Source organism: Aquabacterium sp. (genome assembly GCF_048860245.1).
In the GTDB taxonomy this organism is placed as follows: Bacteria; Pseudomonadota; Gammaproteobacteria; order Burkholderiales; family Burkholderiaceae_C; genus Aquabacterium.
Genome location: NZ_JBLIZW010000082.1, coordinates 15,491 through 37,705, shown reverse-complemented (window position 1 = coordinate 37,705; position 22,215 = coordinate 15,491). Strand labels below are relative to the sequence as shown.

The 22,215-nt window shown below is 62.4% G+C and carries 22 protein-coding genes and 1 tRNA gene; 13 read left to right on the top strand and 10 right to left on the bottom strand.

Going from position 1 to position 22,215, the window contains the following annotated elements:
* Nucleotides 1–137 precede the first annotated feature (137 nt).
* Nucleotides 138–563, bottom strand: coding sequence for a hypothetical protein (locus tag ACMV18_RS09695; RefSeq protein ID WP_420817666.1), 426 nt, complete (start codon nt 561–563; stop codon nt 138–140).
* Between the two features lie 28 nt (nt 564–591).
* On the opposite strand from ACMV18_RS09695, the gene ACMV18_RS09690 reads away from it, so the two are divergent.
* Complete coding sequence (locus ACMV18_RS09690; protein WP_420817665.1) at nt 592–1,050, top strand: GNAT family N-acetyltransferase; 459 nt, start codon at nt 592–594, stop codon at nt 1,048–1,050.
* A 104-nt stretch (nt 1,051–1,154) separates the two neighbouring features.
* Complete coding sequence (locus ACMV18_RS09685; RefSeq protein WP_374255731.1) at nt 1,155–1,598, top strand: hypothetical protein; 444 nt, start codon at nt 1,155–1,157, stop codon at nt 1,596–1,598.
* Between the two features lie 76 nt (nt 1,599–1,674).
* Here ACMV18_RS09685 and ACMV18_RS09680 read toward each other — a convergent pair whose 3' ends face one another.
* Both ACMV18_RS09680 and ACMV18_RS09675 read right to left on the bottom strand, forming a co-directional pair.
* Entirely contained in the window at nt 1,675–2,388 is a 714-nt protein-coding gene (locus ACMV18_RS09680; RefSeq protein WP_420817664.1) for an START domain-containing protein, read from the bottom strand.
* Between the two features lie 140 nt (nt 2,389–2,528).
* A tRNA-Gly gene (locus ACMV18_RS09675) sits at nt 2,529–2,602 on the bottom strand.
* Nucleotides 2,603–2,744: 142 nt separating this feature from the next.
* On the opposite strand from ACMV18_RS09675, the gene trmB reads away from it, so the two are divergent.
* Complete coding sequence (trmB, locus tag ACMV18_RS09670; RefSeq protein ID WP_420817663.1) at nt 2,745–3,485, top strand: tRNA (guanosine(46)-N7)-methyltransferase TrmB; 741 nt, start codon at nt 2,745–2,747, stop codon at nt 3,483–3,485.
* An 85-nt stretch (nt 3,486–3,570) separates the two neighbouring features.
* Here trmB and ACMV18_RS09665 read toward each other — a convergent pair whose 3' ends face one another.
* From ACMV18_RS09665 to ACMV18_RS09645, 5 genes are read right to left on the bottom strand one after another with little or no spacing between them, the layout of a single operon-like run.
* Nucleotides 3,571–4,392, bottom strand: a complete 822-nt coding sequence (locus ACMV18_RS09665) for a peptidylprolyl isomerase (protein ID WP_374255737.1) — start codon at nt 4,390–4,392, stop codon at nt 3,571–3,573.
* Between the two features lie 28 nt (nt 4,393–4,420).
* A complete protein-coding gene (locus ACMV18_RS09660) occupies nt 4,421–4,690 on the bottom strand; it encodes a BolA family protein (protein ID WP_374255738.1) in 270 nt (89 codons plus the stop codon).
* Between the two features lie 3 nt (nt 4,691–4,693).
* Complete coding sequence (locus ACMV18_RS09655) at nt 4,694–5,317, bottom strand: septation protein A (RefSeq protein WP_374255739.1); 624 nt, start codon at nt 5,315–5,317, stop codon at nt 4,694–4,696.
* The gene (gene msrB / locus ACMV18_RS09650; protein WP_374255740.1) at nt 5,314–5,709 is read right to left on the bottom strand and encodes a peptide-methionine (R)-S-oxide reductase MsrB; all 396 of its coding nucleotides are present in this window, start codon (nt 5,707–5,709) and stop codon (nt 5,314–5,316) included. The genes ACMV18_RS09655 and msrB overlap by 4 nt, the downstream gene beginning before the upstream one ends.
* A complete protein-coding gene (locus ACMV18_RS09645; RefSeq protein WP_420817662.1) occupies nt 5,706–7,271 on the bottom strand; it encodes a protein adenylyltransferase SelO in 1,566 nt (521 codons plus the stop codon). Before ACMV18_RS09645 ends, msrB begins: the two co-directional genes overlap by 4 nt.
* 123 nt (nt 7,272–7,394) lie before the next feature.
* Here ACMV18_RS09645 and ACMV18_RS09640 point away from each other — a divergent pair, with 123 nt between their 5' ends.
* Both ACMV18_RS09640 and ACMV18_RS09635 read left to right on the top strand, forming a co-directional pair.
* Nucleotides 7,395–8,237 (top strand): undecaprenyl-diphosphate phosphatase, encoded by an 843-nt coding sequence (locus ACMV18_RS09640; RefSeq protein ID WP_420817661.1) that lies wholly within the window; start codon nt 7,395–7,397, stop codon nt 8,235–8,237.
* 58 nt (nt 8,238–8,295) lie between these two features.
* On the top strand, nt 8,296–9,117 hold the full coding sequence (locus ACMV18_RS09635; RefSeq protein ID WP_420817660.1) for a ferritin-like domain-containing protein: 822 nt from the start codon (nt 8,296–8,298) through the stop codon (nt 9,115–9,117).
* Nucleotides 9,118–9,138: 21 nt separating this feature from the next.
* On the opposite strand, the gene xerD is transcribed toward ACMV18_RS09635, so the two are convergent.
* Both xerD and ACMV18_RS09625 read right to left on the bottom strand, forming a co-directional pair.
* Nucleotides 9,139–10,053, bottom strand: a complete 915-nt coding sequence (xerD, locus tag ACMV18_RS09630) for a site-specific tyrosine recombinase XerD (RefSeq protein WP_420817659.1) — start codon at nt 10,051–10,053, stop codon at nt 9,139–9,141.
* A 13-nt stretch (nt 10,054–10,066) separates the two neighbouring features.
* Nucleotides 10,067–10,810 (bottom strand): hypothetical protein, encoded by a 744-nt coding sequence (locus ACMV18_RS09625; protein ID WP_420817658.1) that lies wholly within the window; start codon nt 10,808–10,810, stop codon nt 10,067–10,069.
* Between the two features lie 145 nt (nt 10,811–10,955).
* On the opposite strand from ACMV18_RS09625, the gene ACMV18_RS09620 reads away from it, so the two are divergent.
* The 8 genes from ACMV18_RS09620 (at nt 10,956) to ACMV18_RS09585 (ending at nt 22,134) form a co-directional block, all read left to right on the top strand.
* Nucleotides 10,956–11,462, top strand: coding sequence for a GNAT family N-acetyltransferase (locus ACMV18_RS09620; RefSeq protein ID WP_420817657.1), 507 nt, complete (start codon nt 10,956–10,958; stop codon nt 11,460–11,462).
* Between the two features lie 51 nt (nt 11,463–11,513).
* Nucleotides 11,514–13,250 carry a PHA/PHB synthase family protein gene (locus ACMV18_RS09615; protein WP_420817656.1) on the top strand — a complete coding sequence of 579 codons (1,737 nt, stop codon included), beginning with the start codon at nt 11,514–11,516 and terminating at the stop codon, nt 13,248–13,250.
* Nucleotides 13,251–13,356: 106 nt separating this feature from the next.
* Nucleotides 13,357–14,076 carry a CerR family C-terminal domain-containing protein gene (locus ACMV18_RS09610; protein ID WP_420817655.1) on the top strand — a complete coding sequence of 240 codons (720 nt, stop codon included), beginning with the start codon at nt 13,357–13,359 and terminating at the stop codon, nt 14,074–14,076.
* Complete coding sequence (locus ACMV18_RS09605; protein ID WP_420817654.1) at nt 14,073–15,074, top strand: HlyD family secretion protein; 1,002 nt, start codon at nt 14,073–14,075, stop codon at nt 15,072–15,074. Before ACMV18_RS09610 ends, ACMV18_RS09605 begins: the two co-directional genes overlap by 4 nt.
* Nucleotides 15,075–15,076: 2 nt before the next feature.
* On the top strand, nt 15,077–17,869 hold the full coding sequence (gene rbbA / locus ACMV18_RS09600) for a ribosome-associated ATPase/putative transporter RbbA (RefSeq protein ID WP_420817653.1): 2,793 nt from the start codon (nt 15,077–15,079) through the stop codon (nt 17,867–17,869).
* Nucleotides 17,870–17,872: 3 nt separating this feature from the next.
* A complete protein-coding gene (locus ACMV18_RS09595) occupies nt 17,873–19,000 on the top strand; it encodes an ABC transporter permease (protein WP_420817652.1) in 1,128 nt (375 codons plus the stop codon).
* A gap of 211 nt (nt 19,001–19,211) precedes the next feature.
* Entirely contained in the window at nt 19,212–20,633 is a 1,422-nt protein-coding gene (locus ACMV18_RS09590) for a bifunctional enoyl-CoA hydratase/phosphate acetyltransferase (protein WP_420817651.1), read from the top strand.
* A 1-nt stretch (nt 20,634) separates the two neighbouring features.
* Nucleotides 20,635–22,134, top strand: a complete 1,500-nt coding sequence (locus ACMV18_RS09585; protein WP_420817650.1) for an efflux transporter outer membrane subunit — start codon at nt 20,635–20,637, stop codon at nt 22,132–22,134.
* Nucleotides 22,135–22,215: the final 81 nt, after the last annotated feature.

Genomic DNA, 22,215 nt, shown 5'->3' with positions numbered 1-22,215 from the left:
GCCCATTGCGACGGGTACTCAGCCCGGTGCTCTTGCACCATGCGCACCGCTCGCTCACGAACCTCAGGGGAAAACTTCGGGGACTTCTTCATGGCTCCATTCTCCAGTGTTGGAGCCTCCGCGAAACCCGGGGCGCTTCATACATTGGCATCCAACAATTTGCCCCGAAGCACTTTGATGTGCTTGACTCGATACGGCGCGCCTTGTTGATGCGAGACACTCAGCAACTTGGCACGCCATAACGCCCACGTATCCCAATCGTATCCAGACAGCTTTAGCGCGTACTCATCAGGCGTGACTTCATTCAGCCGATAGCGAGCACGAGACGTGATAGCGACGACACCATCATCGAAGTGAAAGGCAATACATCCCGCCGCTGATGGCATTTCATCAAGCTGGTCGCCCTGCCAATGATCGATGAACTCAACACCCCTTACCTGTTGACCCAAAAAATCTTGCACGCACATCGTAGTCATCTGCCTTGAAGAAAGTGCTACGAGCGTAAAAGCATCAGCATCCCGCCTCAACCACAAAATAACTTTGGCGTATACGCGTTTTGCCACCCCTTTGCAGCCAACCTGCCAGACTCCAATGCCCCTGATCACTCGCCCTGCTGAACACACCGACATCCCCGCCATCGCCAAGCTGTTCGACCTCTACCGCCAGTTCTACGAACAGGCGCCCGACTTCGACTTGGCCTTGCAGTTCATCACCGACCGGCTGCACCGCAACGAATCGGTGATCCTGGTGGCCGAATCGCCATCAGGCGAGTTGGTAGGCTTCTGTCAGCTCTACCCCAGCTTCTGCTCGGTGCTGGCGCAGCCCATTTACGTGCTGTACGACTTGTTTGTGCTGCCCTCGGCTCGGCAATCCGGCGTGGGGCGTGCGCTGTTGCACGCCGCAGCCGCTCGGGCCAAGGCCGACGGCAAGGCACGCATGGACCTCACCACGGCGCGCACCAACAAGGCCGCGCAGTCCTTGTACGAATCTCTGGGGTGGGTTCAAGACGACGTTTTCCTGGCCTACAACCTGCGCGTGGTCAAAGACTGATCACTCACGGCATCGTGGGCTCAACAATCCGTATCAACGTCCGATACAAATCGGGTGTTCGCCCACGAGGTGAGCGCTCCGTTTTTCAATCGACCACGTTTGCCATGATCAACAAGAAATATCTCGCTGCGGCACTCTGTACCCTGGGCCTGCACACGGCCGCTTCGGCTGGTGAATTCAATGTGTTCTGCACCTACAAGAACGACAACATTGAAAAGTGCGCCAATGTGATTTCAGATCTCGTGACTGACAAGTACATCGCCAAGTACCCTGCAAACCAGTACCAGATCTTTGTTCACTCCAACATCCACAACTACACAAACGGTGGCTACGCGGCTTATGCGCTGGCGGGCATCATTCCGCGTGGCAGCGCCACCTTCCCGGCCAAGTACTTCTCGTCCACCCGCATTGACGGCAGCGACAAGAACTTCTCGTCGGTTCAGTTGGCCGAGGTCGAGCTTGAAACCTACCGCTCTGCCGTCAAAAGCCTGATGGACGCCTGCGAAATCTCGCCCAACTGCGACGTTTACACCCGCCGCAGCAAGTAGCCACACTGAAAGCCCGAGTTCAATGCTTTGCTGCCCGTATGGTGATCTCGCTAAGCAAGGCATTGTGTCCCTGACGTTAGTCAGCGACATGCCCCGGCGGCAACACGATCTGAGCTCCACGCAGGTATTGCTGGGGTAGCTCGGCGGCGGTCTTGAGCTGATAAGCTGGCTTGCTGATCTGCTGTTGCAGGTTTTGCAGCGTGACCAGGGGCGCCTTGGTGGACACCGCGTTGGCCAACCACGCGGGCACCATGCCACCCAGGTCGATCTGGGTTTCAAACTCCACCTTGGTCCACCCGCCTTTGAGTGGCGTCAGCCTGAACACGTTGTGGAAGTAAGGCATGCGCACATAGCCATCCTGCTTGGGGTAGCCATCGACCTGACGGCTGTCCACCACGATGACCGAATCTGGCCGTTGGCTGACCACGGTCCTGAACGACACGTCGCGATCGCCTGCAGGCCACAAGCCTTTGAAACGCAAGTACACCTGATTGGCGGGCGTGCCCTCTGGGTGCTCTGACAACTGCCCCTGAAACACCCAGTTGGCCAGGTTGCGCGTGTCGGCCAACAGCGCCAGCGCAGCCCACGCGGTGGCGTGCACCTCGACCACGCCACGAAACTCTTTCACGGCCATGCCTTCTACCGAGCGGGCCCAGGTGCTGACGTCGTCTCGGGTGCGCCCTTGCCGCATGGCATCCCAATCATCGGCCGCATGGGCTGTCAGTGACGTGACGAGCGTGGCAGCGCTCAGAGCGAACGCGATGCCTGCGCGGCAAAGGGTGTGTTGCATGCTTGTCTCCAGCTTGTTTGCAGTGTTTGGGCTGGATGCTAGTGAGCAAGACACGACACAGCTTGAGCAGGCGCAAAAGCCATACGGCGGACCAGCCAAAACAAAAAGGCCGTCAGTTTCCTGACGGCCTTTGCTCATGCTGGAGCGGGTGATGGGAATCGAACCCACGTTATTTGCTTGGGAAGCAAGAGTCCTACCATTGAACGACACCCGCAATGCTTGCCATTGTAGCGGCAAGCATTAGTGCTCAGAACCACCCGCTTGAAGAGCGTTGTATTGGCGTCTCGGCCTCAGCTTGAGGCACACTCTCGCCCTTGACCTCTGATCACCGTATTGCGGCTTTCGCCGTTTCGAGCATGTCCAGCCAAGACACACAAAACCCGCCGTCTGACGACAAGCAGCCCGTCAGCCTCGACCACCTGCCGCCTCACGCCCGCACCATCAAGAGCTATGTGATGCGCGCCGGCCGCACCACCGAAGGCCAGGCCCGTGCGCTGGCCGACCTGGGCCCCCGCTTCTTGCTGCCTTACACGGGCGAGCAAATGGACCTGGCTGCCACGTTTGGCCGCCAGTCGCCTGTGGTGCTGGAAATCGGCTTTGGCATGGGCGACGCCACGGCCAAGATCGCCCAAACGCTGCCAGACACCGATTTCATCGGCTGCGAGGTGCATGAACCCGGCGTGGGCGCCCTGCTCAAGCACATTGGCGAAATGGGCCTGACCAACCTGCGTCTGGTGCGCCATGACGCGGTGGAGGTGCTGGAGAACATGATCCCACCCAACTCGCTGGCGGGTGTGCACATTTTCTTCCCTGACCCTTGGCACAAGAAGCGCCACAACAAGCGCCGCCTGGTTCAGCCCGCGTTTGTGAGCAAGTTGCTGGCCCATCTGGCACCCGGCGGCTACATCCACCTGGCCACCGATTGGGAACCCTATGCGGTGCAGATGCTGGAAGTGCTGTCGGCCGAACCCGGCCTGGTCAACACGGCCGAAGGCTACGCCGAGAAGCCCGCCTACCGCCCGCTGACCAAATTTGAAAACCGCGGCCTGCGCCTGGGCCATGGTGTGTGGGATCTGGTGTTCCGCAAAAAGGCCTGATGCCTTCCCGCTGGGGCTCGCACACGACGCAGCCCCAAACAAAAAGCCGCCCGAGGGCGGCTTTTTTGTGGTCAGCGAACCGAGATCAGTTGCTGAACTTGTAGTCCGTCTTGGCCTTGGCCTTCAGGTCTTCACGGAACTTGATCATCTTGGCTTGCAGCTGACGCTGAACGATCTGGCCCTTGACTTCGTCAAAAGCTGGGAACTGCGTGTCACGCACGTCTTCCAGCTTGATGATGTGCCAGCCGAATTGCGACTTTACGGGCACGTCGGTGGTTTGGCCCTTTTGCAGCTTGATCAGCGCTTGAGAGAACTCAGGCACGTAGTTGCCGGGGTTAGCCCAATCCAGGTCGCCGCCGTTTTCAGCAGAGCCAGGGTCCTTGGAATTCTTCTGAGCCAGATCTTCAAACTTGGCGCCAGCCTTCAGCTGAGCCAGGATGGCCTTGGCATCGGCTTCGTTCTCGACCAGGATGTGGCGAGCACGGTATTCCTTATCGCCGTTGGCAGCCTTGATCTTGTCGTATTCGGCGCGGGCTTCAGCGTCAGAGACGGTGTTCTTCTTCTCGAAGTCCTGGAACAGGGCGCGGATCAGGATCGACTGACGGGCAAATTCCATTTGCGCCTTGTAGTCGGCAGAACCTTGCAGGCCACGACGCTCGGCTTCCTGGATGAAGATTTCGCGCATCACGATTTCATCCTTGACCTTTTGCTCCAGCTCGGGCGTGCGAGCTTGAGGAGGCTGGCCGGGCTGTTGGTTCTTCAGGATCTGGTCAACCATGGCGTCGACACGTGCCTTGGGCACGGCCTTGCCGTTGACGATGGCGATGTTTTGCGCGAACACCAGCGGAGCAGCCAGCGTGAGCGAAGCAGCCAGAACTGCAGCCTTGGCGATACGAGAGGTCTTCATGTTGAGCAAGATGCTTGAGGTAAAAGAATCAGACAGGCTCGGCTTTGATGACCAGCGCATGAACGCCCTGGGGAATCAAATCGCGCAGGGCATCATACACAAGGCGATGTCGCTGAACATGTGTCTGACCGGTAAAACAACGTGCGCGCACCTTCACGGTGAAGTGGGTGCCGCTCTCAGCCCCCCCTGTACCGGGGTGGCCTTTGTGGTCAGCCGTGTCGTCGATGACTTCGAGCGACTCGGGCTGCAAGGTGGTACGCAGTACCTCCTCAATTTGCGAAGCGGTAACAGTGGACATGCGTCAGGGTTGTTCGTGCACCATGTGGCGGCTGAGGTAGAGGCCCTGCGCCACAGTGAAAGCCAGCGTGAAACCCAGGCTACCCCACATCTTGAAGCTGACCCAAGTTTCGGTAGGGAAAGTGTAGGCCACCCACAGGTTGAGCACACCCATGCCGGCAAAGAAAAACACCCAGGCCCAGCCCAGCTGGCGCCACACGCCCTCGGGGGCGTGGATTTCGCCCCCCATCATCTGTTTGAGCATTTTCTTGTTGAGCACGATTTCGCTCACCAAGAAGCCGCAGGACATCAGCCAGTAAATGACGGTGGGCTTCCACTTGATGAAGGTTTCATCGTGGAACCACAAGGTCAAGCCGCCCAGCACGACCACCACGGCCAAACCGGCCCACAACATTTTGTCGACGGGCTTGCGCAGGGCTTTGAGGATGATGATTTGGGCCACGGTGGCGACGACCACGATGACGGTGGCCAGCAGCACGGGCGCCTCTTTGACGCCCACAGCGCCGCCCGAGACGGCAAACCCAAGGTATTGGGTCATCCACTGCGCGGCCTGTTCTTTGTGGCCATCGGCCCATTTGAAGCCGGTAAAGAACAGGATGATCGGCAGCAGGTCAAAAAAGATCTTCATGCCTTGAAGTCTAGCGCGGCCGAGTTGATGCAGTAGCGCTCCCCCGTGGGCTGGGGGCCATCGTCAAACACGTGGCCCAGGTGGGCACCACAGTTCTGGCAGCGTACTTCCACGCGGATCATGCCGTGCGAGTGGTCCATCACCCGCTCGATCACCCCATCTTCGGCTGGCTGCCAGTAGCTGGGCCAGCCGCAGCCGGCATCAAACTTGGTGTCTGAGCCAAACAGCTTCACGCCGCAGCACACGCACTGGTAAGTGCCGGGCTCGAAGTGATCCCAGTAGCGCCCGGTGAATGCGCGCTCAGTGGCTGCGTGGCGGGTGACTTCGTAGTCCATGGGCGCGAGCTGCGCGCGCCATTCTTCGTCCGTCTTCTTGACTTTGTAGTCGCTCATGATGAACAGGACACCTCAATGGATGAAGCCCAGTCGGGCGGGAAATCGGCATCGGCTTCGCAGCCGGGTTGCACGTCAAACGGACGTTGCAGGAGCCGATGCAGGCGTTGTACCTCACTGTCATCGCCCATGCGAGCCTTTTGGATCGCGGTTTCGGCCATGTGGTTCCGCAGCACATAGAGCGGGTTGATGCGCTGCATGCGGGCGGCACGTTCGGCGTCCACACTGCCCTCGGCTTGCAAGCGGGCCTGATAACGCTGGGCCCAGGCGTCAAAGGCTTCACGATCCAGGAACAGGTCGCGCACCGGGGCGTTGGCCGGATCGGTCACCGGCAGGTCAGACCGGAAGCTGCACAGTCGGCGGAAGGTGATGGTGAAGTCCAGATGCCCTCGCGCCATCAACTGCAGGAGGTCGAGCACCAGGCGTTCGTCTTCCGGTCGCTCGGTGGCCAGACCCACCTTGGCACGCCAGCGGGCCAGCATCTCGGCCGGGAAGCGTTCTTCGTAGCCTTGCAGCACGGCCATGACGGGGCCGGTGTCTTCATCTGCCCCAGGGATCAGGGGCAGCAAGGCCTCGGCCAGCGCGCGCAGGTTCCAGTAGCCGATCTGGGGCTGGTTGTTCCACGAGTAGCGACCGTGGTCGTCGGAGTGGTTGCAGATGTGGTCAGGGTCGAACGCGTCCATGAACCCGAAGGGGCCGTAGTCGATCGTCAACCCCAGGATGGACATATTGTCGGTGTTCATCACCCCGTGACAGAAACCCACGCTTTGCCATTGGGCCATCAGTGTGGCGGTGCGGCGCACGACTTCGTCAAGCAGCGCCAGCGCCCGGTTGGGGGCCTCGGCCAGGTGGGGGTAATGGTGCGCAATGACAGCATCCACCAGGGCCGCCAGCACCTCGTGGTGGCGCGGACGGCGGCTGTGCGCAAAGTGCTCGAAATGCCCAAAGCGGATGAAGCTGGGCGCCACCCGGGTGACCACGGCTGCGGTCTCGAAGGTTTCACGGCGCACGGCCAGCGGCGAGGCTGTCAGCGCCAGCGCGCGGGTGGTGGGGATGCCCAGGCCATGCATGGCCTCGCTGCACAGGTATTCGCGGATGGATGAGCGCAGCACGGCCCGCCCATCGGCCCGGCGGGAATATGGCGTGGCGCCAGCGCCTTTGAGCTGCACCTCCAGCGGTCCCACCGGAGTGGAGAGTTCGCCCAGCAGCAAGGCACGGCCGTCGCCCAATTGGCCGGCCCACATGCCAAACTGGTGCCCGCTGTACACCGTGGCCAGCGGCGCCATGCCGGGCCACACGGCGTTGCCACTGAGCACGTGCAGCGCTGCGTCGTCGCCCTGCCCTTGGTGCCAGCCCTCGGGCCAGCCCATGTCGGTCGCCAGGGCATGGTTCACGGCCACCCAGCGCGGATGCGGCACCGGGTCACCCGCCCAGAGCGTGCCCAAGGGCACTTGATGCTCGGCATCCAACTGGGCGCTCAGTTGCGCGATGCGGTTCACCCACTGCGCGGCATCGGGGCGCCATGCGGCTTGGGAGGGCGTAAAAACGGGGGCGTCAGACATGTGGCGCAGTGTAGACATGCCCCCCTACCCCCAGGGGCAGCAGGGCGAATCGTCATCGGACGTGACCTAAGATGCGCGGGCGCCCGAGCCTGTTGGCTGGTGCAAGCAATGAGGATGTGTGCCGTGGATATCGTGCTGTTTGTGAAAGCTGCCCTGATGGGCATCGTCGAGGGCCTGACCGAGTTCTTGCCCATTTCCAGTACTGGCCACCTGATCCTGGCCGATGCCTTGATGGGCTTTGGTGGCTCCGCCGGCGCCGAAAAGGCCAAGGTGTTCGAGATTGCCATCCAGACGGGGGCCATCTTCGCCGTGATGCTGGTGTACCTGCAACGCATCAAAGACACCGTGGTGGGACTGGGCTCTGACCCCAAGGCCCAGCGTTTTGCCTTGAACGTGATCATCGGCTTCATCCCCGCCGTGATCCTGGGCCTGTTGTTTGGCAAGGCGGTGAAGGCGCATCTGTTCACCCCCACAGTGGTGGCCACCACCTTCATTCTGGGCGGATTCATCATCATCGCCGCTGAGCGCATGGCAGCCCGCAAGCACATGCAGCGCGTGGCAACGGTTGACGACATGAGCGCACTCGATGCCCTCAAAGTGGGTCTGATCCAATGTTTTGCGCTGGTGCCCGGCACCAGCCGCTCGGGCTCGACCATCATTGGCGGCATGTTGCTGGGCCTGTCGCGCAAGGCGGCCACCGATTTCAGCTTCTTCCTGGGCATTCCCACCCTGATCGGTGCGGGCGCTTACAGCCTGTACAAAGAGCGCGCCCTGCTGTCTCTGGCCGACCTGCCCCTGTTCCTGACCGGCTTGGTGTTTGCCTTTGTGTCGGCCTGGATTTGCGTGCGCTGGCTGATTCGCTACGTGTCGAGCCACAACTTCATGCCGTTTGCCTGGTACCGCATTGCGTTCGGCATCCTGATTCTGGTCACCGCCCACATGGGCTGGGTCACCTGGGCGGACTGAGCACAAAACTCGATCTGCGTCAGAGGCCGGCGGCACGCACCACGGCACAATCCCGCGCATGAATTGTCGTCATCAGGCCCTGCGCATCCTGCTAGAACCCGATCCTGCCGTCAAAGCAGCGTTGTCGCTCGCTTTGCAACAGGCCGTCGAGGCCAACCCCGGCGCCTTCATCACCGACGCCGAACGGCAGGAAGCCCTATCCCTCACACCCGAACAGCAGGCAGCCATGCCGGGCCGCCCCGCCCGCCCGTTGCTGGTGCCGGCCAAACAGGTGCCCTCGCGCACGCCTTTCACGCTGGAAGGCCGCGCGGCACTGCTGCACGCCATTTGCCACATCGAGTTCAACGCCATCAACCTGGCGCTGGACGCGGTGTGGCGCTTTGGCGGCATGCCGGCCGAGTTTTACCGCGACTGGCTGCAAGTGGCCGGTGAAGAGGCCTTGCACTTCAACCTGCTGCACGAGCACCTCCACAGCATTGGCTGGCGCTATGGCGACTTTGAGGCGCACGATGGCCTGTGGACCATGTGTGACAAAACCAAGGACGACATCCTGGCGCGCATGGCCTTGGTGCCCCGCACCCTGGAAGCGCGCGGGCTGGACGCCACACCCCTGATCCAGGACAAGCTGACCCGCGCTGGCGACCTGCGTGCGGTCGAGATCCTGAACGTGATCTTGCGCGACGAGGTGGGCCATGTCCGCATTGGCAACCACTGGTTTCACCACCTGTGCAACGAGCGCGGCCTGAACGCGACGCAGATCTACCCGGGCTTGGTGAAGCAGTACGAAGCACCCCGCTTGCGTCCACCCTTCAATGAAGCGGCGCGCAAGGCAGCTGGCTTTACCGAAGACGAACTGGCTTTTTTGCTGGGCGTGGACTGACGCCACAGCGGTTGACGCGAATCACCCACGCGGGTGGTGCTTGCCGTGCAACTGCCGCAGGCGCTCGCGCGCCACATGGGTGTAGACCTGCGTGGTGGATATGTCGGCATGGCCCAGCAGCATCTGCACCACACGCAGGTCGGCCCCGTGGTTGAGCAGATGGGTGGCAAAGGCATGCCGCAGCGTATGCGGCGACAAGGGCTGGGTGATGCCCGCCATGAGGGCGTACTTCTTGATGAGCTTCCAGAACATCTGGCGGGTCATGGGGCCACCACGTGAGGTGACAAACAAGGCGTCGCTCACCTGTCCACCCAGGATGCCGCCACGAGCCTGCTCAAGGTAGCGCTGCAGCCAGGCGCCGGCCTCGTCACCAAAGGGCACCAACCGCTCTTTACTGCCTTTGCCGGTGACGCGCAGCACGCCTTCGTTCAGACCCACATGCACGGACTTGAGTTCGACCAGCTCACTCACCCGCAAGCCACTGGCATAGAGCACTTCGAGCATGGCGCGGTCGCGCAGGCCCAGTTGGTCGTCGGGATCGGGTGCAGCCAACAAGGCTTCGACCTGCGCTTCGGTCAGGGTGCCGGGCACGCGCACGCGCTGCTTGGGCGCGTCCATGCGCACAGTGGGGTCATGGCTCGTGAGCCCCTCGCGCACGGCCCAGCGGTAAAAGCGGCGGAAGCAGCTCAGACGCCGGCCGGCCGATGTGGGCTTGGAGTCGGCATGGCGGGCCAGCGCATACGCCAGCAAATCCACCTCATTGGCCTGCACCAAGGTGTGCCCCCGCTTCTGCAACACCAGCCACGTCGCCAGCCCTTGCAGGTCGCGTCGGTAAGCCGCCAGCGTGTTGCGGCTCAGGCCGTCTTCCAGCCAGAGCGCATCAATGAATCGGTCAAGGTGGGGGTCGATGCCCACCGGGGGAACTGCCTCAGTCACGTCACCTCAGTGCTCAGAAAGCATGCGCGTTGTAGGCTCGGCGCACTTCTTCCATGGCCTGCTCCAGCTTGGCAGGCGTGCGCGCCGACGCATCGGTCTGGTTTTGCCATTGTGCAAAGGCTTCTGCCTGACGGCGCTTGTATTCGGTTTCGCGCCCTTGAGACTGACTCTGTGCTTCGTCTTGCGGCACGGGCACCACCGCCGTGACCTTGCCCTGCCAGGTTTCGAGTTGATGGTTGCGGCGCGCTTCGTCGTGCTCGACATCGGCGATCAGCGAGGCGCCCATCAACATCGATTCGATCAAGGAGAACTCGCCGTTGGCCACCCGGTCAGGCAAATCGGCCAGCAGCATGGCCGCCATCTGCTTGCGACGGCCGGCTTCTTTCTCTTCGTCCAACGCCTGCCACGACTCAAATCCCTTTTGGTAGCGGTTGAGGGCGACAAGATTGCCTGCTGCGTTCTCGGGCATGCCGATTTTGGCCAGAGCGTTTTTCAGCACCAGCCAGTCATCGGGCTGCACATCGGACGGGCGGCCATCGCTGGTGATGGGGGGATGCAGATTGAGCGCCGGGCCGTTGGCACCAAAACCGGTTTGCACCATGCGGTCCATGGGCGAAGACGCCGAAGACAACACGACCCCTTCCCGCTGGTCAGACGAGCCCGAAAACATGAACCAGTAGGCCAGTCCGCCGAGGACGGCAACACCGGCCGCGATGACTGCGACCGTGCGAGCTTGAGAGCGTTGGTAAGTGATCATGTTCCTGCTTTGGCGTATCTGGGCACGTTATGCCCACTGTGTTCAGGCATTTTGCAGGAAGTCCGGCGGACAATGCGACAACTTGCAACAGTCCCTGCATCCGATGTTCCCCCGCCCGATCTCGCCTTCATTGACCTTGCGCCAGATGCGCACCACAGACCTGGGCCGCGTCTGTGAGATCCAGCATCAGTGCTACAGCAGCGATTTTCATGAGCCCGAGGCCGCTTTTGCCTCGAAACTGCGGCAATCACCCAGCTCTTGTTGGGTGGCCTGCGACGCGGGCGACCTGCCGATGGCCTACCTGGTGTCACTGCCCGTGTCACCCGGTCACTACCCGGCGCTGCATGCCGATGACTGGATGCCCCCGGCACGCCCCACCACCCTGTACATGCACGACATGGCGGTGATGCCAGCCTTGAAGGGACAAGGCGTGGCGGTGCAGTTGTTTACTGCAGCACATCAGTACACCATACGGAGTGGGCTGAGCGACATCACGCTGATTGCCGTACAAGGTTCGGTGCCTTACTGGCAGCGACATGGATTTGCCGTGGTGCCCCCGGAGGAGATGGACGAGGCCATGCGCAAGAAGCTGGCATCGTTTGGCCCGGATGCGCGATTCATGAGGCAGGTCATCTCGCTGTCGTATCCGTGACTTAGCATTTGACTGTGGCCTAGGCCTGCCCATTGCTTCAAGGAAGCTGACATGACAGAGACGTCTCTCACGACCATGCAACAAGAAACCTGGAAAGAAGTGACTCGCGCACTGGATCGCCATGTGCACGGACAGATCGGGCAGGCCGTCAATGGCATCTCGCCGATTCAGGCCAGTTTGGTCTATCTAGATTGGCTGGCGCACTTCTGTGCCTCGCCCGGCAAGCAACTGGAAGTGGCCAAAGAGACCGCCGATGACGTGAAAGATGCCGCCACGCGCTTGCTCAAACCGGGCGGCTGCGAGGACCATTGCCACGACGACCGCCGTTTTGCGGCACCTGCCTGGCGCCAGTGGCCCTTCAATGTCTATGCGCAGGCGTTTCAGCTGACAGAACGCGCCTGGGAGCGCGCCACGCACGAGGTGCCAGGCCTGAACAAGCGGCACTCTGACGTGGTGTCATTTGCGGCACGCCAATGGCTGGATGTGATGGCCCCCTCCAACCTGCCGTTCACCAATCCGGAAGTGATCCAGGCCACCCTTCAAGAAGGGGGCATGAACCTGATGCGAGGCTGGATGAACTGGCTGGATGACATGCAGCGCGAAGTGCGTGGCGTGCCCCCTGCAGGCATTGAGGCTTACAAGGTGGGCGAGACGGTGGCGGTCACGCCGGGCAAGGTCGTGTTTCAGAACGATCTGATCGAACTGATTCAGTACACGCCAACCACCGAGAAGGTGCATGCCGAGCCGGTTTTGTTCGTGCCGGCGTGGATCATGAAGTACTACATCCTCGACTTGTCGCCCAACAACTCGATGGTGAAGTACCTGGTCGACCGTGGGCACACGGTGTTCATGATTTCGTGGAAGAACCCCTCTGAGGCCGACCGCGACAAGTCGATGGAGACCTATCGGCAAGACGGCGTGATGGCGGCTCTGGATGTGGTGACCCGCATCGTGCCCAAGCACAAAGTGCATGCCGTGGGCTACTGCCTGGGCGGCACCCTGCTGCAAATTGCCGCCGCCACGATGGGGCGCGATGGCGATGACCGACTGGCATCCATGTCCTTGTTTGCGGCACAAGGTGATTTCACTGAGGCGGGTGAGTTGCTGCTGTTCATCAACGAGGCAGAAATCAACCTGCTGGAGGCCATGATGGCCGAGCAGGGCTACCTCAAGGGCAGCCAGATGGCAGGCGCCTTCCAGTTGCTGCACTCGAACGACCTGATCTGGTCTCGTGCGCTGAAGTACTACATGCTGGGCGAGCGCGACCTGCCCAATGACCTGATGGCCTGGAACGCCGACACCACGCGCATGCCCTACCGCATGCACTCGGAGTACCTGCACAAACTTTTCTTGCGCAATGACTTGGCCGGTGGCCGCTACGAGGTCGATGGTCAGCCCATCTGGTTCACCGACATTCAGGTGCCCTGCTTTGCCGTGGGCACCTCCAGTGACCACGTGGCCCCTTGGAAGTCGGTCTACAAACTGCACCTGCTGCCGCTGGATCTGACCTTTGTGCTCACCAGCGGTGGCCACAACGCCGGCATCCTGAGTGAGCCCGGACACCCCAAGCGTCACTTCCAGCTGCAGCACCGTGCCGCTGGCGAGCGTTACATGTCGCCCGAAGCGTGGGCGGCCAAGGTGCCGCACCAAGAGGGCTCTTGGTGGCCAGCATGGGAGAACTGGCTCGCCCAGCAATCCAGTGGCTTGATGGCCCCACCGCGCATGGGATTGCCCGGCAAGAAGGTGGCATTGCCGGATGCCCCAGGCGAGTACGTCCGCATTCCTTGAGTGCAGCGCGCAACGACTGCAGATTCGTTGAGCCGCATCAATTTATACAGTTGATTAACTTTCCACAACATGCGATGCTGTGAGGCATCAACTGCCCACACATCGCATGCCGGCCACACGCGCCATCGCTCACGTTCCGCACCCGATCCCGGGTGACATGCACGAGGTCTCCCCAAAGGGAGCCCTGGCGCGCGAGCGCATGCTGAAAGTGGTACTCGACCTGTTCGGCAAGCATGGCTACGACGCCACCACCACACGCATGGTGGCGCAAGCTGCCGGCATGAATCTGGGCTCCATCCCCTATTACTTTGGGTCGAAAGACGACTTGTATGTCGAGGCAGCCAACCATTTGGGCGCTTTCATCCAGTCCGTTCACTCTCAGCCATTGAGCGCCTTGGTCACCGGCGCTGCAGCCACGACCGAGCGCGAGGCATTGATCGAACTGGTGCTGACGTTCATTGACTCGCAAGCCCGCATCTTGCTGAGCAACGACATCCCGGCCACCTGGATCCAGTTCTTCCTTCGCATTCAGACCGAGCACGGTGATGCGTTTGAAGGCCTGTTCACACGTGTGCTGAACCCGGTACAGACCGCGCTGAACGACGTGGTGGCGCGCATCACCGGGCGCGGCCCTGATGACATCGACACACGCCTGCTGTCGTTCCACCTCATTCACCAGCTCATCAATTTTCGACTCGCTGAAACGGTGCTGGACCGGCGCCTGCCGCCTCAGTCGCATGAAGAGCGGGTCGAAACCATTCTGAAATTCATCAAGCCATCGCTGCGCAACCAGTTGCGAGCAGCTGCCCTGGAGTCCGGACAATGAACAAGAAAGCCATCGGTTGGGCCTTGGCCCTCACAGCCATTGCCGCGGCAGCGGGTGCCTGGTGGTATCAGGGCCAGCGTGATCGCTTGCCTGCGGGCTTGCTGGGCAGCAACGGTCGGCTGGAAGTGGAACGCATTGAGGTGGCCGCGAAGTATCCCGGCCGCATCACCGAGTTGCCCGTTCGCGAAGGCGATGAGGTCAAGGCTGGAGATCTGATCGCCCAGCAAGACACCGCCGAAATGCTCGCGCAACGTGCAGCCGTGGAAGCCGCGCGCCTGCGTGCCACGCAGGCCATGGCTCGTGCACATGCCGAAACCGATGTGCGCAAGGTGCAGGCCAAGCTGGCGCAACTGGAACTGGATCACACCGAACGCTTGCGCAAGGATGCTCTGGTGTCTGGCGCCGAGGTCGAGCGCCGCGCTGCCCAGCGAGACGGCGAAAAGGCCGGGGTGATGGCGGCCACCGCCGCCATTGGTGAGGCCACCGCCGCCAAGGCCGAGGCCGAAGCCCAGATCCAACGACTGAATGCCGTCATCGCCGACATGAGCTTGCGTGCGCCGGTCAGCGGTCGTGTCGAATACCGCGTGGTGGAGCCCGGCTCGGTGCTGCCCTCCGGCGGACGCGTGGCCACGCTGCTGAACACATCAGATGTGCACATGACGGTGTTCCTGCCCACGGCGGTCATCGGCAAGCTGAAGGTAGGCGACGAAGCACGCATCGTGCTCGATGCCCTGCCCGGCTACACATTCCCGGCGCGTATCTCGTTCGTTGCGGCCGAAGCGCAGTTCACCCCCAAGTACGTTGAAACCAGTGTCGAGCGCGACAAGCTGGTGTACCGCGTCAAGCTCCAGGTGCCCGCCGAAGTGGCCAAGCAGTTTTCACCGTATGTGAAGGCGGGGCTGACCGGCAATGGCTTTGTGCGCGTCGAGCCTGGCGTGGCCTGGCCGGAACGCCTGGCCGTCAAGCTGCCCGCCCTTGAGCAACGTTCTGCCCACTGAGCATGCGCGAACACCAAGCTGACGCCTCGGCCACCGCATCCGCTGCGGTGGTGCTGAAGGACGTTTCGCACCGATATGGCGACACCGTTGCCCTGCAAGACATTCAATTGACCTTGCCGGCGGGCCGCACCATTGGGCTCGTGGGTCCGGACGGTGTCGGCAAGTCCACCATGCTGTCGTTGATTGCCGGGGTCAAACGTCTGCAGTCAGGCCAGATTTCGGTGTTGGGCCTGGACGTGGCCCAAGCCAAGGACCGCGCACAACTGGCTCCCCGCGTGGCATTCATGCCGCAGGGCTTGGGCCGCAACCTGTACCCCACTCTGTCGGTCGAAGAAAACATCGATTTCTTCGCTCGCCTGTTCGGGCACAGCGAGGCAGAACGTGCCAGCCGCACCCAGCGCCTCATGGACGCCACAGGCCTGACGCCGTTCCGAGACCGACCGGCCGGCAAGCTATCCGGCGGCATGAAGCAAAAGCTCGGCTTGTGCTGCTCGCTCGTCCATGACCCGGACCTGCTGATCCTCGACGAGCCCACCACCGGGGTGGACCCGCTGTCGCGTCGGCAATTCTGGTCGCTGGTCGAAAGCCTGCGCCGCGAACGCCCCACGATGACCGTGATCGTGGCGACCGCCTACATGGAAGAGGCCGAACGCTTCGAGTACCTCGTGGCCATGAACGATGGCCACATCCTGGTGTTTGACCACACCAAGCAGGTGCTGGAACGTACGCCCTCTCACACCCTGGAAGCCGCCTACATTGACCTGCTGCCCCCCGATCAGCGTGGCAGCGGCGAGCCCCTGATCATCCCGCCTCGACCACCGGCCACCGGCCCCCATGCCATCGAGGCCTCACGCCTGACCCGTCGTTTTGGCGACTTCGTGGCGGTGCAGGACGTGAACTTCCGCATCGAGCGCGGTGAGATCTTCGGCTTTCTCGGCTCGAACGGTTGCGGCAAGACCACCACGATGAAGATGCTCACCGGGCTGCTGGACATCAGCGAAGGTGAAGCACGTCTGCTCGGCCAACCGATCGACGCCAAGGACCTGCGCACCCGCATGCGGGTGGGCTACATGTCGCAGTCGTTCTCGCTCTATGAGGAGCTGTCGGTCGAGCAGAACCTGATGCTGCACGCCCAGCTCTATCAGCTGGAAGGCAACGCCGCCGTGGACGCCGTTCGCACCAGCCTGGCTCGTTTCGAGTTGGCCGAGCATGCCGCCGCACGCCCCATGTCGATGTCCTTGGGTATGCGACAGCGCCTCCAGCTGGCGGCGGCCTGCTTGCATCGGCCAGAAGTCCTGATCCTGGACGAACCCACCTCTGGCGTCGACCCGGCCGCGCGGGACATGTTCTGGCGCTACCTGATCAAGCTGTCTCGTGAAGAGCAAGTCACGATTTTCGTGTCCACACACTTCATGAACGAAGCCGAGCGTTGCGACCGCATTTCCCTGATGCACCGCGGGCGCGTGTTGGCTGTGGGGTCGCCCGATGATCTGCGCAGCCACCAACACGCTGACACGCTGGAAGCCGCCTTCATTTCCTACCTGGAAGCGGCCGACGACACGGTCGAGACCGCCCCCCAGGCGGCCAAGGTGCAAGCCGATGCCGCCCCGGCGCAACCCGCCGACACCCAAGCCGCGGCATCACGCCCCGATGTGAGCGACCGACTGAGCACGTGGTTTGCGCGGATGTGGGCCTTCGCCCGACGTGAAGCCATGGAGCTCAAGCGTGATCGCATCCGCTTGGCGTTCGCCATCATGGGACCGATCATCTTGCTGCTGACGGCCGCGTGGAGCATCTCGTTCGACATCGAGCGGATCGGATTCGCCGTGCTCGACCGCGACCAGACACACGACAGCCGACAGCTGATCGAACACTTTGCCGGCTCTCGCTATTTCATCGAGAAACGGCCGCTGCGGAGCACCGAAGACATCAACCGGCGCCTGCAAGAACACGACGTCTCGCTCGTCATCGAGATTCCGCCCAATTTCGGCCGAGACCTGCAGGCAGGACGCCACCCGGACATTGGCCTCTACCTCGATGGGGCCCAACCCTTCACCGCTGAAAACGTGCGGGGCTACGCGCGCGGCATCTTGCTGGAACACACAGCGCGCCTGATGCGTGAGACCCCGGGCGCCCCTCACCTGGTGCTGCCTGCCAAGATGGAGCCGCGCTTCACCTACAACCAGGAGTTCCGCAGCATCTACGCCTCGACGCCGGGCCTGGTCATGCTGTGCCTCATCATCATCCCCGCCATGCTGACCGCGCTGGGGGTGGTGCGTGAGAAGGAGATGGGCTCCATCATCAACCTGTACGCCTCACCAGCCAGCATTGGCGAGTTTCTGGTGGGCAAACAGCTGCCCTACATCGGGCTGGCCATGGCGAGCTACCTGACGCTGGTCTTGCTATCGGTCACTCTGCTGCAAGTTCCGCTGAAAGGCAGCTTCATCGGCCTGAGCCTGGGTGCGCTGTGCTTTGTGTTTGCCACCACCGCCCTGGGGCTGCTGATTTCGGCCTTCCTGCAGTCGCAGGTCGCAGCATCGTTCGCCTCGGCCATCATCTGCCTGATTCCATCCGTGAACTTCTCCGGTTTGCTCTACCCGGTCTCCACCCTGACCGGCGGAGCTGAATGGGTGGGCTTGGGCTTCCCGGCATCGTGGTTCCAGCTGATCAGTTTGGGTGCGTTCACCAAGGGACTGGGCGTGGGCAGCTTCTTGCCCATGTACGCCGCCCTGATCGGGTTCGGGCTGAGTTACCTGGTGCTGGCGCGACTGGCCGTTCGCAAGCAGGAGGACTGAACCATGTGGACCTGGATTCGCAACGTCACCCGCTTGACCGTCAAAGAGTTTCGCAGCCTGCTGGGCGACGTCCCCCTGATGGCCCTGATCGTGTTTGCCTTCACGGTGGCCATTTACACCACCGCCAAAGGCGTGAAGGCCGAGGTGGCCAATGCCTCGGTGGGCATCATCGACAGCGACCGCTCGGCCCTCTCCTACCGACTGCGAGATGCCATCCGCGCGCCCTACTTCAAAGCCCCGGTGGACGTCACCCATGAAGAGGCCGGCCCCGCGCTGGACCGTGGCGACCTGATCTTCGTGATCGACATCCCTGCCAACTTCGAGGCCGATGTGCTGGCCGGTCGCACACCCGCCATCCAGGTGCGTGTGGACGCCACGGCCATGACCCAGGCCGGCCTGGGTGTGCTCTACCTCAACGAGATCTTCCTGAAAGAGTTGCTGGACTTCTTCCACCAGCGCGGACTCGAGTCCATGCTGCCCACGCAGGCGGTCATTCACCTGCTCTTCAACCCCAACAACCAGTCGCACTGGTTCACGTCCATCATGCTCATCGTCACCAACGTGACGGTGCTGTCCATCATCCTGGTGGGCGCAGCCGTGATTCGGGAGCGTGAACACGGCACCATCGAGCACTTGCTGGTCATGCCCGTGCGTCCCAGTGAAATCGCCATGGGCAAGATCCTGGCCAATGGGGGGGTGATCCTGCTGGCATCACTCCTGGCCTTGTGGCTGGTGATTCACCAATGGTTGCAGGTGCCGCTGGCTGGCTCCATCTGGCTGTTTGCAGCCGGTGCCGCGCTGTACCTGTTCGCCGTGACCTCATTGGGCATCTTGTTGGCAACCACGGCAGCCAGCATGCCGCAGTTTGGCCTTCTGGCGGCGCCGGTGTATGTGGTGCTCTACCTGTTATCGGGTGCGGCCACGCCGGTGGAAAGCATGCCGCTGGCCATCCAGGACATCGTGCAGATCTCCCCCACGACCCAGTTCGTCAAACTCACCCAAGCCGTGCTGTATCGGGGCGCGGGCCTCGACATCGTGTGGCCGCAATTGTTGGCCGTGGCGGCCGCTGGCGCCCTGTTTCTGGCACTGGCCTTGCATCGTTTTCGGTCCATGCTGGCCAAACAAGGATGAACTGATGCGCCAGCGTTTGCCAGCCATGCTTGTGTGTTCAGGCCCACCCGCCGGAATCGGTGGGATGCCCGCGCGACACCTGGGTTTGTTCTCCCCGCAACCCGGTGGTCGTCCTGTCACAGGTTCACGCGAAACTCTTCGGTTGCCTTTCGAGCACGCCCAACACACCCGTCTGGCGACTTGAACCGACCCACAGAACGATTAAACAAGCATGAACCTGAGCCCGACCCCCCATACGCTGCTGGAGAACCGGACCTACGACGAACTGCAAGTGGGAGACACTGCTTCGTTGACACGCACGCTGACCAAGGACGACATCGACGCCTTTGCCATCCTCAGCGGCGACGTGAACCCGGCTCACCTCGATGACGCCTACGCCGCCGAGACCCCATTCCAGAAGGTGATCGGCCACGGCATGTGGGGCGGCACCCTGATCTCGACCATTCTGGGCACCCAACTGCCCGGTCCCGGCACGATCTACGTGGGCCAGACCCTGCGCTTTGTGCGCCCCGTGTACCTGGGCGACATCATCACCGTGACGCTCACCGTCAAGGAAAAGCGCCCCAAGAACATGGTGTTGCTGGACTGTGTGTGCAGCAACCAGCATGGCAAGCCCGTCATCCTGGGTGAGGCCGAAATCATGGCCCCCACCACCAAGGTCAGCCGCCCGCAGGCTGCCTTGCCCGAGTTGGGCCTGATGCGTCACGAGCGTTTTGAACGACTGGTGTCGCGCATCGAAGGTGACGAGCCCGTGCGCACCGCCGTGGTCAACCCCGACACGGCCGAGAACCTCGTCGCCATGATGGAGTGTGCCCGCGCCGGTCTCATCAAGCCCGTCGTCATCGGTCCGCGCGCCCACATTGGCAAGCTGGCCGACGAGGCGCAAATTGACCTGGCTGGCTGCGAATGGCGTGACGCGCCCACCGCCGTCAAGGCTGCGCATGTGGCAGTGGAAATGGCGCGCGCCAAAGAAGTGGGCGCCATCATGCAAGGTGCCATCCCCGTGCACATCCTGCTGCACCTGGTGCTTCGCCACGCCGGCGGCCTGCGCACGGCCCGCCGCATGTCGCACGCCTATGTCGTGGACGTGCCCACCTGTGAGCACCCGCTGATGATCACCGACGCCGAAGTCAACGTCAGCCCCTCGCTGGAAGACAAGCGCGACATCGTTCAAAACGCCATCGACCTGGCCAACCTGCTGCACTTCGACAACCCGTCGGTCGCCATCCTCTCGGCGGCAGAAGAGTTCAACAGCAACCTGGCCTCGTCAGCCGATGCCGCTGTGCTGTGCAAGATGTACGAACGTGAGCACATCACCGGGGCACTGGTCGATGGCCCCATGACCTTCGATGCGGCCATCCGTCCCGAGGTCGCCGCCCGCAAGTACCCCAATTCACACGTCGCCGGACGCGCCAACATCCTGATGGTGCCCAACCTGGAAGCCGCCAACATGCTGATCAAGCAGATGGCTCACCTCGCACATGCCGACATTGCCGGCATCGTGCTGGGCGCTCAGGTTCCGGTGATCCTGACCAACCCCAACGAAAGCACGCGCACCCGCCTGGCGTCTGCAGCATTTGCCCAATTGCTGGCCAATGCCAACAAACGCCACCCGCAAGCGCCCGCTCTGTGAGATGACACAACCTGCCACCCTTGCACCTCGCCTTTCACTGACTGCACTGTGTGCGTGCTTGGCCCTGAGCGGATGCGCCACCATCGCGGTGGACATGCCCAAAGCGCCCGACACGCCCCAGACCTTCACCCAGGTGCCCAGCACCGCGGTGAACACCGACATCGCACAGTGGTGGCTGGGGGTGGCAGACCCTACCCTGCAGCGCCTCATCGAACAAGGCCTGCAGCAAAACACCGAGGTGCGCATGGCACTGGCCCGGGTGAAAGAGGCCCGTGCCGTCATCACACAGGCCGAATCTGCGCTGTACCCCACACTCAAAGGCTTTGGCGCCACGGGGCGGATCAAGCCGGACGAATTGCGTGGCCCCGGTATGGCCGCCACGCCGGTGTTGCCGGGCGTGACGCTGCCCGCCATCCCTTCCAAGATCGATGACGCCCCCAGCACCAACGTCAGCACCTTTGGTGTGGCGGCCGCGTGGGAAATTGATGTCTTTGGTGCGCGCCGCAGCGATGCCGACGCGGCCCGACAAGCCGCTTTGGCTTACGAAGAAAAGCAACACGGCGCGCAGTTGATGGTGGCGGGTGAAATCGCCAACAACTACATCGAAGCACGCAGCATCGAGCACCGCCAACGCCTGCTGCGTCAAAGTCTGGACACCGCACGCCAACTGCAGCGCTATGCCCAAGGCCGCTTTGACGCGGGCCAGGCCACCCGCTATGACGTGGACCGGGCACGCAGCCAGGTAGACGCCCTGGCTGCCATGCAAGCCCCGCTGGACACGCTGCTCAGCGCACGCCTGCGCCGACTGGCCGTGCTCACCGGTCAAGCCCCCGAAGCCCTGACGGCCCTGCCCGCTCCCACCGCGCAAGCCCCGGCCGATGCCACCGTGATCCCGGCCAAGCTGCCCACGGTCTTGCCCTCTGACGTGCTCGAGCGCCGCCCCGACGTGCGAGGCAGCGCCAATCAGGTGCGCGCATTGGCCGCCCGACTCGGCAGCGCCAAGGCCGACCTGTTGCCACGCTTCTACCTGGGCTTTCTGGCCAACGATGGTCGCATCGAACTGGGTGATCTTGCCACCACCAGCGGGCGCTTCACCTCGTGGGGCGCTGGTGTTCAAGTGCCGCTGTTTGAAGGCGGTCGCATTCGGGCCAACATCCGCCAGGCGGATGCCCGCCTCGAAGGTGCTGGCATCCAATACGAACAAGCGGTCCTGACCGCACTCGAAGACGTCGAGAACGCCTACGCCGCGCGCCGCGCACTCGACGAACGCGCCACATTGCTCACCAGCGCCTGGAAGGCTGCCGACGACGGCGCGCGACACGCCCAACGCCTGTTTGACGAGGGGCGAGGCCTGCTCGCACCGGCACTGGAAGCGCGCCTGTCGTCCCTGCAGCGTGAAGACGAACTCGTGCAGGCCCAAACCGCGCGCGCCCTGAGCACCGTCATGCTCTACAAAGCCATTGGCGGTGGCTGGCAAGACATCTCACAGTCTGCGCCATGAGCGCCACCACCACGCCAGAATGAAAAAAGCCGCCGGGCTTGCACCTCGGCGGCTTTTTTGTCTGAGCAGAAACCGGCGGAT

Excerpts from the sequence above, each read along its gene's own strand:
- ACMV18_RS09680 (WP_420817664.1), bottom strand. The coding sequence starts at position 2,388 with ATGCAACACACCCTTTGCCGCGCAGGCATCGCGTTCGCTCTGAGCGCT.
- ACMV18_RS09665 (WP_374255737.1), bottom strand. The coding sequence starts at position 4,392 with ATGAAGACCTCTCGTATCGCCAAGGCTGCAGTTCTGGCTGCTTCGCTC.
- ACMV18_RS09685 (WP_374255731.1), top strand. The coding sequence starts at position 1,155 with ATGATCAACAAGAAATATCTCGCTGCGGCACTCTGTACCCTGGGCCTG.
- ACMV18_RS09610 (WP_420817655.1), top strand. The coding sequence starts at position 13,357 with ATGCCGGCCACACGCGCCATCGCTCACGTTCCGCACCCGATCCCGGGT.
- ACMV18_RS09585 (WP_420817650.1), top strand. The coding sequence starts at position 20,635 with ATGACACAACCTGCCACCCTTGCACCTCGCCTTTCACTGACTGCACTG.
- ACMV18_RS09590 (WP_420817651.1), top strand. The coding sequence starts at position 19,212 with ATGAACCTGAGCCCGACCCCCCATACGCTGCTGGAGAACCGGACCTAC.
- ACMV18_RS09635 (WP_420817660.1), top strand. The coding sequence starts at position 8,296 with ATGAATTGTCGTCATCAGGCCCTGCGCATCCTGCTAGAACCCGATCCT.
- ACMV18_RS09625 (WP_420817658.1), bottom strand. The coding sequence starts at position 10,810 with ATGATCACTTACCAACGCTCTCAAGCTCGCACGGTCGCAGTCATCGCG.
- ACMV18_RS09655 (WP_374255739.1), bottom strand. The coding sequence starts at position 5,317 with ATGAAGATCTTTTTTGACCTGCTGCCGATCATCCTGTTCTTTACCGGC.
- ACMV18_RS09620 (WP_420817657.1), top strand. The coding sequence starts at position 10,956 with ATGCGCACCACAGACCTGGGCCGCGTCTGTGAGATCCAGCATCAGTGC.
- msrB (WP_374255740.1), bottom strand. The coding sequence starts at position 5,709 with ATGAGCGACTACAAAGTCAAGAAGACGGACGAAGAATGGCGCGCGCAG.
- rbbA (WP_420817653.1), top strand. The coding sequence starts at position 15,077 with ATGCGCGAACACCAAGCTGACGCCTCGGCCACCGCATCCGCTGCGGTG.
- ACMV18_RS09690 (WP_420817665.1), top strand. The coding sequence starts at position 592 with ATGCCCCTGATCACTCGCCCTGCTGAACACACCGACATCCCCGCCATC.
- ACMV18_RS09660 (WP_374255738.1), bottom strand. The coding sequence starts at position 4,690 with ATGTCCACTGTTACCGCTTCGCAAATTGAGGAGGTACTGCGTACCACC.
- ACMV18_RS09645 (WP_420817662.1), bottom strand. The coding sequence starts at position 7,271 with ATGTCTGACGCCCCCGTTTTTACGCCCTCCCAAGCCGCATGGCGCCCC.
- ACMV18_RS09605 (WP_420817654.1), top strand. The coding sequence starts at position 14,073 with ATGAACAAGAAAGCCATCGGTTGGGCCTTGGCCCTCACAGCCATTGCC.
- ACMV18_RS09615 (WP_420817656.1), top strand. The coding sequence starts at position 11,514 with ATGACAGAGACGTCTCTCACGACCATGCAACAAGAAACCTGGAAAGAA.
- ACMV18_RS09595 (WP_420817652.1), top strand. The coding sequence starts at position 17,873 with ATGTGGACCTGGATTCGCAACGTCACCCGCTTGACCGTCAAAGAGTTT.
- trmB (WP_420817663.1), top strand. The coding sequence starts at position 2,745 with ATGTCCAGCCAAGACACACAAAACCCGCCGTCTGACGACAAGCAGCCC.